The 9,627-nt window shown below is 63.1% G+C and carries 8 protein-coding genes; all 8 read left to right on the top strand.

Translation table 11 applies throughout. The features are described 5' to 3' along the window. The coding region (locus EPO09_RS10385) for a type II secretion system protein GspK (protein WP_290642812.1) at positions 1-613 on the top strand (613 nt) is incomplete at its 5' end. Positions 614-738: 125 nt separating this feature from the next. Beyond that, entirely contained in the window at positions 739-2,001 is a 1,263-nt protein-coding gene (gene gspL, locus EPO09_RS10380; protein WP_290642811.1) for a type II secretion system protein GspL, read from the top strand. A 22-nt stretch (positions 2,002-2,023) separates the two neighbouring features. Then, positions 2,024-2,542, top strand: coding sequence for a type II secretion system protein GspM (gene gspM / locus EPO09_RS10375; protein ID WP_290642809.1), 519 nt, complete (start codon positions 2,024-2,026; stop codon positions 2,540-2,542). Positions 2,543-2,558: 16 nt separating this feature from the next. Continuing rightward, positions 2,559-3,491 (top strand): type II secretion system protein N, encoded by a 933-nt coding sequence (gene gspN, locus EPO09_RS10370; RefSeq protein WP_290642807.1) that lies wholly within the window; start codon positions 2,559-2,561, stop codon positions 3,489-3,491. Positions 3,492-3,494: 3 nt separating this feature from the next. Continuing rightward, positions 3,495-5,741, top strand: a complete 2,247-nt coding sequence (gene gspD / locus EPO09_RS10365; protein WP_290642805.1) for a type II secretion system secretin GspD — start codon at positions 3,495-3,497, stop codon at positions 5,739-5,741. Between the two features lie 12 nt (positions 5,742-5,753). After that, positions 5,754-7,178, top strand: coding sequence for a type II secretion system ATPase GspE (gene gspE, locus EPO09_RS10360; protein ID WP_290642803.1), 1,425 nt, complete (start codon positions 5,754-5,756; stop codon positions 7,176-7,178). 15 nt (positions 7,179-7,193) lie between these two features. Continuing rightward, a complete protein-coding gene (gene gspF, locus EPO09_RS10355; protein WP_290642801.1) occupies positions 7,194-8,420 on the top strand; it encodes a type II secretion system inner membrane protein GspF in 1,227 nt (408 codons plus the stop codon). Between the two features lie 185 nt (positions 8,421-8,605). Then, entirely contained in the window at positions 8,606-9,613 is a 1,008-nt protein-coding gene (locus EPO09_RS10350; RefSeq protein ID WP_290642800.1) for an AAA family ATPase, read from the top strand. Positions 9,614-9,627: the final 14 nt, after the last annotated feature.

Below are 9,627 nucleotides of genomic sequence, written 5' to 3'. Positions count from 1 at the left end.
CAAGCGCTTGCTGGAATCCTTGAGCATGTCACCCTCTTTGGCTGATGGCATCGCCGATAGTTTGCATAAATCGGTCTTGGCTGTGGCCTCGCTGTCCGACCCGGATGCCTTGACCAAGCTGGGCGGTGAACAAGGGCGTGCACAGGCCCCGCTGGTGCCGCAAACCTTCGATCAGATCTTGTGGTTGGGGCTGGACGCGGGTACGCTGGAGCGCTTGCGGCCTTATGTGACCTTGCTGCCCAACAACAGTTCGCAGGTCAACATCAATACGGCAACCAAGGAAGTGATCGCCGCCGTGGTGCCTGGCTTGGACTTGGCGCGTGCTGCGCGCATTGTTCAGGCACGGCAGCGCAAGCCGTTCAAGGACGAGCTCAGTGGCAACAGTGGGGCATTCACCGATGTGGTCGGGAAGGTGTCGCCGGACTGGGACGTCAAGCGTCTTTCCATTCGATCCGATTTTTTCGAAGTTCGCGGACGCCTGCGTTTCGAAGACAACATCATCGAGCAGCGCCATCTGGTGGAGCGCACCAACGGTGGAAATGACGTTGTCGTGCGACACCAGAGTCGTTTTTCCGGACTCGACAAGGCTACCGATACCGGCGCTACCCCATGATGAGGGGCATTCTTTACTGTCAAAGCAGGTATCAATCCTTAAATGGGCGCTATTCCTGCGCTCCTACAATGCGCTGGCATCTATGCTGGATGCTGAAAAATTTTTGAAAACCTGACCGTTTGGGCATGAGCATTCTCATCATTCAACTGCCGGCGCGTGTGCGCCTGAGTGCCGACGCGGCTGCGGCGGAAGCCGGCGCTGCGCCCTCGGCCTCCGGGGCGAAGGAGTACAGCTATGTGCTCAGCGTCGATGGGATGTCGGTGACGCGCCAGGGGCGCTGCGCTGCGCCCATGTTGCCCAAGGCGGACAGTGTCGTGGCTGTCATGGCGCCGACCGACCTGAGCTGGCACCGCGTGACCTTGCCCAAGGCGCCTGCTGCCCGTTTGCGTGCGGCTCTGGCCAGCATGCTGGAAGAGGCGCTGCTGGATGATCCCGAGAACCTGCATCTGGCCGTGGCGCCCTTGCCCAAGGTGGGGGAGCCTACCTGGATTGCTGCGTGCGACCACACCTGGCTCACCAGCCAGCTCATGACCCTTGAGAAGGCGAAGATTCGCGTGGAGCGTGTCGTGCCCAGCATGGCGCCGGACGAACCGCCTACCGCCTATTTCCACGAAGAGCACTACGGCGCAGGCAACAGTGAAGAGCCTGGCTCCGATATGTTGCTGACCTGGTCGACCGGTGAGGGGCTGGCGACCTGGCCCGTGGCGGGCAGCTTGTCTCGAAGTTTGTTGCCTGATCCCCTGCCGGTTCAGGCACGCTTCTTTGCCACGCCGCCCGTGGCTTCTCCGGCCGAGCGTTGGCTGGGCCGGGCTGTGGCCGTGCAAAGTCCTGCCGAGCACTTGCTGCTGGCCGCTCGTTCGATCTGGAACATCCTGCAGTTCGAGCTGACACCGCGCAGCAAAGGCCTGTATGCCCTCAGCGACCAATGGCGACGCGTGATGAGCCCTCAGTGGCGCCCCGCGCGCATGGGTGTGTTGGCGCTGGTGGGTGCACAGGTGCTGGGGCTCAACCTCTGGGCATGGCAGCAATCGCAACTGGTCAAGTCCAAGAAGGCTGCGATGGTGACCTTGCTCAAGCAGGCCCATCCGCAGGTTCAGGCCGTGCTGGATGCGCCCGCACAGATGCGCCGCGAAACCGAGGCCTTGCGTGCCATGGCCGGTCAAGCAGGCGGCAACGATCTGGAGGCCCTGATGGCGGCGGTGGCCAGCGCCTGGCCACCCGAGCAACCCACGGCAGGTTTGCAGTACGACGGCAATGCCTTGACGCTGATGCCGCCCGCATCCTGGGGCCCAGCCGAACTGGAGCAGTTCCGCAGCAAGCTGAGCGCAGCGGGGGTGCAGGTCGAGTCCGGTGACGGTCGCTTGACGGTGCGCCGTACGAACGGTTGAGGCCAACCTCGAAAGCATTCAGATGGCGAATCAATCATCTTCATTTCAAGCGCTCAAGCAGGAGTGGCAAACCAAGTGGGCCGCCATGGCGCCTCGTGAGCGGCAGATTACGCTGGTCGCGGCCTGGCTGGCTGGCCTCACACTGCTGATCATGGTGGGCGTGCGGCCTGCCTGGCGTACCTTGAGCGACGCACCCGCGCAATTGCGTGATCTGGACGGGCAACTTGATCAGATGCGCCGCCTGGCGGATGAAACGCAGATGCTCAAGCAGCGGCCGCCCGTGCCGCCTGCGCAATCCGAGGCCGCGCTGAAGTCTGCGACGGATCGCCTGGGCGCCGGAGCCAAGCTGGTTATTCAGGGTGACAGGGCCACACTCACACTCAACAAGGTGTCGGGCGATGCGCTGGCTTCCTGGCTGGACGAGGCCCGTGGTGCCGCGCGAGCCAAGCCAACCGAGGCCGGCCTGATGCAGGTCGAGCCAGGGGTGTATTCCGGCAACATCGTGCTGGCGTTGGGGCCGGGATCGGGAGGCGGCCGTTGAGGCCGAGTTGATTCCCATGGCTGGTATCCCCTTTATCAACAAACGCCCTGCCTGGATGCAGGGCGCGGGCGCTTTGACCACGCGTTGGCTCGAGTCGACGATGGAAATCGCCCGCTGGGAGACCATGCGCAAGGCCGGTCGTCGCTGGGGCTGGTGGGGTGCAGGCATCGGCGCGCTGGCTGGCATGGTGGTGTACGCCCCGGCCAGTTGGTTGGCGCAGGGGGTCGTTGAGTTGACGGGCAAGCGCTTGTTGCTGGCCGAGTCGCAAGGCACCATCTGGAAGGGCGATGCCGTGGCCGTGCTCACAGGTGGGGCTGGCAGCCGTGACGCCCGTGCCTTGCCCGGACGCCTGAACTGGCGCATGCGCCTGCAAGGCATGGGATTGCGTTTGACGCTGCAGCAGGATTGCTGCATGCCCACACCGGTCGTGGTGCTGGTGGAGTTGGGCTTGGGCCGCATCAAGACGGATGTGCGCCTGCAAACGTCCACAACGGACTCTTCTGTGGCGGCCATGGCCTCCCAAGGCGAGATCGGCCACTGGCCGGCGGCCTGGTTGGGTGGGCTGGGCACGCCCTGGAACACCTTGCAACTGGGCGGCGTGGTGCGCTTGTCGGCTCAGGACCTGAGCATCGAGGTGGTGCAAGGTCGTGCACGCATTCAAGGGCAGGCCAATCTGGCGCTGGACAACGTGTCCTCGCGTGTGACCACGCTGGATCGTCTCGGGTCCTATCGCCTGGATCTGAGTGGCGACGCACAGGGCCAGTTGCAAATGGCCATGATCACTGTGGACGGCGCGCTGCAGCTGTCTGGCCAAGGGGGCATGAGCTCCGGTGGCATGCGCTTTCGTGGGGAGGCGCGCGCCAGTGACGCTGAAAAAGGCGCACTGGACAATTTGTTGAACATCATCGGGCGCCGCGAAGGCGACCGTTCTGTCATTTCGATCGGATAAGTCATGAAGACCCATCCCAAGCTGACTCGCCCTCGTGCTACCGCGCTGATGGTAGCCGTGGCTCTGACCTTCGGGCCCGGCGGCTTGCTGCCCATTGGCATGGCTGTGGCGGCGCCTGCTGCATCCAAGAAGGCCCCGGCCGGCCCCACGGTCACGCTCAATTTCGTCAATGCCGAGATCGAAGGCGTGGCGCGAGCCATGTCGGCCATCATCAATCGCCAGATCCTGGTCGATCCGCGCGTGAAGGGTGCCATCACCCTGTACAGCGATCAGCCCCTGACTTCGCGCGAGGCCTACCTGAACTTCCTGGCCGCCCTGCGTGGTCAGGGCTTCAGCCTGGTGGAAGTGTCCGGCCTGCTCAAGGTGGTGCCGGAAGCCGAAGCCAAGTTGCAGACGGGCACGGTCGAGGTCGGTACCGTCAAGCAATCGGGCGATCAGGTGCTGACACAGATCTTCCGCGTGCAGTACGAAAACGCCAACAACCTGGTGACCGTGCTGCGCCCGCTGATCAGCCCCAACAACACGATCAACGCCAACGCGTCCACCAATACGCTGGTCATCACCGACTACGCGGACAACCTCAAGCGCATCGGCCAGATGATTGCGGCGCTGGACGTGCCTGTGGCCACGGACATGGAAGCGATCCCGTTGCAGTACGCGATTGCTTCGGATCTGGCGCCTGTGGTGCAGAAGCTGGCTGATGGCGGTGGTTCCACGCCTGGCGCACCTGGTGCGGCGGGCGGGCAGACCACGATGGTGCTGTCTGATTCCCGCACGAACACGCTGATGGTGCGTGCGCCAAATGCGGCGCGCATGACCTTGGTTCGCAGTCTGATCCAGCGCCTGGATCGCCCTGGTACGGCAGGCCTGGGCGGTAGCGGCATTCATGTGGTCTACCTGAAGAACGCCGATGCCGTGAAGCTGGCGCAGGTGCTGCGCGCGGCCTTCCCCGGCGCGGGTGGTTCGGGTGGCGGCGCTTCGGGTGCTTCGAGCAGTTCCGGTGCCAGTGGCATGCCCACGTCCAATATGGGCGGCGTGCAGAACACGGCTTCCAGCGGTGGCGCCTCACAGCAATCTACTTCTCCTGTGGCGGCATCTGCCGGCCCCTCTACCGGTGGCTTCATCCAGGCCGATCCCAGCACCAATTCGCTGATCATCACGGCCACGGATGCGCTGTACAAGCAGTTGCGTGCGGTGGTGGATCAGTTGGACGGGCGTCGGGCGCAGATCTATGTAGAAGCCATGATCGTTCAGGTGGATGAAAGCAAGCTGGCACAGGTTGGGTTCCAGTGGGCGGCCGCTGCGGGCAACAACAATGTTGTGGGCGCAGGCACCAGCCTGGCTACGGGCACCACGACGACCAATATCCCCGGCTTGTTTGGTGTGACCAGCAAATCGACACTGCAAGGCCTGAGTGGCTTCAACATCGGCTTCCTGCACAAGATGGCCGATGGCACGTACAACCTCGGCGCGTTGGCCAGCTTCCTGGAGCAGAACGCCGATGCCAATGTGTTGTCCAAGCCCAATATGGTGGCCCTGGACAACGAAGAAGCCAAGATCGTGGTGGGCCGCAACGTGCCCTTTGTGACTGGGCAGTACACCAATGGTGCGACCAGCAGCGCTGGTTCGGTGAACCCGTTCACGACGGTCGAGCGCAAGGACGTGGGCTTGACGCTGCGGGTGCGTCCGCAGGTGGGTGAGGGTGGCACGGTTCGCATGACCGTGTTCCAGGAGAAGTCCGATGTGGAGTCGACCAGCTCGACCCAAGGCCCCACCACAACCAAGAGCTCGATCGAAACCACTGTGGTGGTTGATGATGGCCAGACCCTCGTGCTGGGTGGCTTGTTGTCCGATTCCTATAACGATGGCGACACCAAGGTGCCTTTGCTGGGCGACATCCCCATTCTGGGCAATTTGTTCAAGAGCCGCGCGCGCGAACATGCCAAGAAGAACTTGATGGTTTTCCTGCGACCGGTTGTGATGCGTACGCAGGATGACAGCAACAACCTGACCATGGATCGCTACGATTACATGCGCCAGCGCCAGTTGGCAGCCCAGCCTGAAAAGAGCACCGTGCTGCCCGTCAACGAGGGGCCTCAACTCGACCCGCTCAAGCTCAGCAATCGTTTGACCATGCCGCCCGTTCGCCAGCCCATGGACGATCCAAACGCACCCGCCCCGACCGTGGTGATGCCAGCTGACTCCGGCTTTGCGCCCAAGCTGACGCCGCAACCTTCCAGCGGCAAGTAAGGATCGCGAATCATGGGCGCACGTCACCCCCTTCCTTACGCTTTCGCCAAGGCCAATGGTCTGCTGCTGGAGTGCGATGAGGCGCGCACCACACTGTGGGCCAGCACGGCCGTGTCTCCTTCGGCCTTGTCCGAAGTGATGCGCTTGTATGTGGTCAACGCCATCGAGCAGGAACCCGCCGAAACCTTGGCGCAGCGCATTGCTGCCGCTTACGCGGCCGGTGAGGGCAGCGCCGCAGCCGTGGTGGGCGAAGTCGAAAGCGCGGTGGACTTGTCCCGCATGATGCAGGACCTGCCCGCCGTTGAGGATTTGCTTGAATCCAGCAACGACGCGCCCATCATCCGGATGCTCAATGCCTTGCTGACGCAAGCGGCCAAGGACGGCGCCTCCGACATTCACATCGAACCCTACGAGCGTTCATCGGCCGTGCGCTTTCGCGTGGATGGCACGCTGCGTGAGGTGGTGCAGCCCAACAAGGCCTTGCACGCCGCGCTGATCTCTCGCTTGAAGATCATGGCCGAGCTGGACATCTCTGAAAAGCGCCTGCCGCAAGACGGTCGCATCAGTCTGCGCATCGGCGGTCGCGCGGTAGACGTGCGGGTTTCGACGCTGCCTTCTGCGCACGGTGAGCGCGCCGTGCTGCGTCTGCTGGACAAGGGTGATGCCAACAAGTTCACGCTCGAATCCATGGGCATGAGCGGCGATTCGCTGGACCGCTTCAAGCGTCTGCTGCGCCAGCCGCACGGCATCGTGCTGGTGACCGGTCCGACCGGCTCCGGCAAGACGACCACGCTGTACGCCGGTTTGAGCACCGTTGATGCCCAGACCACCAATGTGCTGACGGTGGAAGACCCGGTTGAATATGAACTGCCCGGCATCGGTCAGACCCAGGTCAACGCCCGTATCGATCTGACCTTTGCCAAGGCCTTGCGCGCCATCCTGCGTCAGGACCCGGACGTCATCATGATCGGTGAAATCCGTGACCTGGAAACTGCGCAGATCGCCGTGCAGGCTTCGCTGACCGGTCACTTGGTGCTGGCCACGCTGCACACGAATGACGCGCCCAGCGCCGTCACCCGCCTGACCGACATGGGCATCGAGCCCTTCCTGCTGTCGTCGTCGCTGTTGGGCGTGTTGGCCCAGCGCCTGGTGCGCAAGCTGTGCCCGCATTGCAAGCGCGAAGACGACCATGGCAAGTGGCACCCTGTGGGTTGCAGCGAATGCGGCATGAGTGGCTACAAGGGCCGTACCGGCGTGTATGAGCTGATGGTGGCTGATGACGACATCCGTGCACTGATCCATGAGCAGGCCTCCGAGGCCAAGTTGTTCGAACGCGCGCAACAAGCTGGCATGCGGACCATGCGTGACGACGGCGATCGCCTGGTGGCCGAGGGCGTGACGTCTCTCGAAGAAGTCTTGCGGGTCACGCGGGAATAAGGACGGGATTGCCTCATGCCAGCCTTTCGCTTTGAAGCTCTTGATGCAGCCGGCAAGACCATCAATGGTCTGGTCGAGGCCGACAACCCCAAGGCCGCGCGCGCGCAATTGCGTTTGCAGCAACTGGTGCCCCTGAAGGTCGAGACCGTTGTTCAAGGTACGGCGGGCGAGGGCGAAGGCCTCAACAAGCAGATTTTCGTTCGCAAGGTGTTCAATTCGAGCGCCCTGGCGATCTGGACGCGCCAGCTCTCCGGCCTGGTGGTGGCCGGGCTGCCGTTGGAGCGCGCTTTGACGGCGCTGGCCGATGAGGCTGAAGATCCCCGCCAGCGCGAGCTGGTGTCGCATCTGCGTGCGGAAGTGAACGCCGGCTCCCCATTTGCCCGCGCGCTGCAGGGCTCGCCGCGCGAGTTCGACGATGTGTACCGCGGCGTGGTGGCGGCTGGTGAGCAAAGCGGCCAGTTGGGCGCCGTGCTGGACAAGCTGGCCAATGACCTGGAAGAGCAGCAGGCGCTGACATCCAAGCTGATTGGTGCGACGCTGTACCCGGCCATCGTCTCCTTGTTCGCCATCGTCATCGTGATCGCCTTGCTGGTGTTCGTGGTGCCGCAGGTGGCGCAGGTGTTCTCCAGTGGCAAGCGGGCGCTGCCGGCGCTCACGCAGTTCATGCTGGCGCTCAGTGCCTTCATGCGCAACTGGGGCTGGTTGCTGGCCATCGTGTTGATCGGGGGCTTCCTGGCCCTGATGTTTGCCCGCCGCAATGAAGACTTCCGCCAGAAGTTCGATGCCTTCTGGCTGGAGTTGCCGCTGATCGGCAAGCTCTCGCGCGGCTACAACGCCGCGCGCTTTGCCGGTACGCTGGCCATGCTGGCGGGCTCTGGTGTGCCCATCTTGAAGGCCTTGCAGGCTGCTGCTGAAACGCTGTCCAACCGCGCGATGCGGGCCGATGCGATGGAGGCCCTGGTACAGGTGCGCGAAGGGGCGCCGCTGGCCTCTGCCTTGGCGGCCAAGAAGCGCTTCCCGGGCCTGTTGTCGATGTTTGCCCGCCTGGGTGAGCAAACCGGCCAGTTGCCCGTGATGCTGCAACGTGCGGCCACGCAGTTGTCTGGCGAGGTGCAGCGCAAGGCCTTGGCCATTGCGACCATTCTGGAGCCCTTGCTCATTGTGGTCATGGGCCTGGTCGTCATGCTGATCGTGATGTCGGTGATGATGCCGATCATGCAGATGAACACCTGGGTGAAGTAAGCCCACGGCAATCTGCCACTTTGTGCACTGAATGCCCATTGACGACGGCCCCTGATCGGGGCCGTTCCTCTTGGTGTCAGCCGGATTCGATGATATGAATGGCTGCATCCCCCTTGTTCACGGGCTTTGACTCTCAGGGCTTTGTTGCATCATGGGGTGAGCGTGTTGAAGCCTGGAGGGCCGATATGAGCAGCTGTACCGATCTTGTTCCCGTTCAACAAGAGGCCTACAGAGGGCGCATTCCGATTGCGCACATGCGGCATGTCTACAAGCTCGACGAGGTGGAAAAGCGCCTGGGCAAGCTGCCGCCACGCGAACACGAATCCCTGCGCGCTACTTACGAGCGCATGCTGGAGATGGGGCCGGAGCGCTTCCAGGTCAAGCCATCTGGCCTGCCTGCGATGGACCATCTCTACGACGAGTTGCCCAACTTCCACGAGGTGCTGGACGACCTGCGACGCCAGCTGGCCTTGTGCGCAGACAGCCGCGATGCCCTTGAGATCACACCCATGCTGCTGCTGGGGCCGCCCGGTGTCGGCAAGACGCACTTTGCGCGCGAGGTCGCGCAACTGCTGGGAACGGGCATGGGTTTTATCTCCATGAGTTCGATGACCGCGGGCTGGGTGCTCTCGGGTGCCTCCAGCCAGTGGAAGGGCGCGCGGCCCGGCAAGGTGTTCGAGACTTTGGTGGACGGGCAATACGCCAATCCGGTGATGGTGGTCGATGAGATCGACAAGAGCGGAGGCGAGCATGCCTATGACCCCTTGGGATCGCTCTACAGCTTGCTGGAGCACGATACGGCGGGGCATTTCACCGACGAGTTCGCGGAAGTGTCGATCGATGCCAGCCAGGTGATCTGGGTGGCCACGGCCAACGATCTGCGCGGCATTCCGGATCCCATCCTCAACCGAATGAATGTGTTCGACATCAACATGCCCGATGAGGAGGCTGCGCGCAAGATCGCCTCCAAGCTGTACCGCAGCATCCGCGCCGATCACGACTGGGGGCAGCGTTTCGAGCCGGAGTTGAGCGAGGCTGTGCTCGGTGAAATGAGTCATTGCGCACCACGCGAGATGCGCAGGGCGCTGATGACGGCGTTCGGCAATGCCAAGCTCGATGGGCGCTACCAACTGGAAGTGCGAGACCTGCCGGAGCAAGGCGGCAAGCGTCAGCCCATCGGCTTTGTTCAATAGTGCGTGGCGCCGCT

It is taken from the genome of Aquabacterium sp., assembly GCF_004297345.1.
Classification (GTDB): Bacteria; Pseudomonadota; Gammaproteobacteria; order Burkholderiales; family Burkholderiaceae_C; genus Aquabacterium.
This window is presented reverse-complemented; position numbering and strand designations above follow the sequence as displayed.

Coding starts and splice junctions, on each gene's coding strand:
- gspL (WP_290642811.1), top strand. CDS start 739: ATGAGCATTCTCATCATTCAACTGCCGGCGCGTGTGCGCCTGAGTGCC.
- gspM (WP_290642809.1), top strand. CDS start 2,024: ATGGCGAATCAATCATCTTCATTTCAAGCGCTCAAGCAGGAGTGGCAA.
- gspN (WP_290642807.1), top strand. CDS start 2,559: ATGGCTGGTATCCCCTTTATCAACAAACGCCCTGCCTGGATGCAGGGC.
- gspD (WP_290642805.1), top strand. CDS start 3,495: ATGAAGACCCATCCCAAGCTGACTCGCCCTCGTGCTACCGCGCTGATG.
- gspE (WP_290642803.1), top strand. CDS start 5,754: ATGGGCGCACGTCACCCCCTTCCTTACGCTTTCGCCAAGGCCAATGGT.
- gspF (WP_290642801.1), top strand. CDS start 7,194: ATGCCAGCCTTTCGCTTTGAAGCTCTTGATGCAGCCGGCAAGACCATC.
- EPO09_RS10350 (WP_290642800.1), top strand. CDS start 8,606: ATGAGCAGCTGTACCGATCTTGTTCCCGTTCAACAAGAGGCCTACAGA.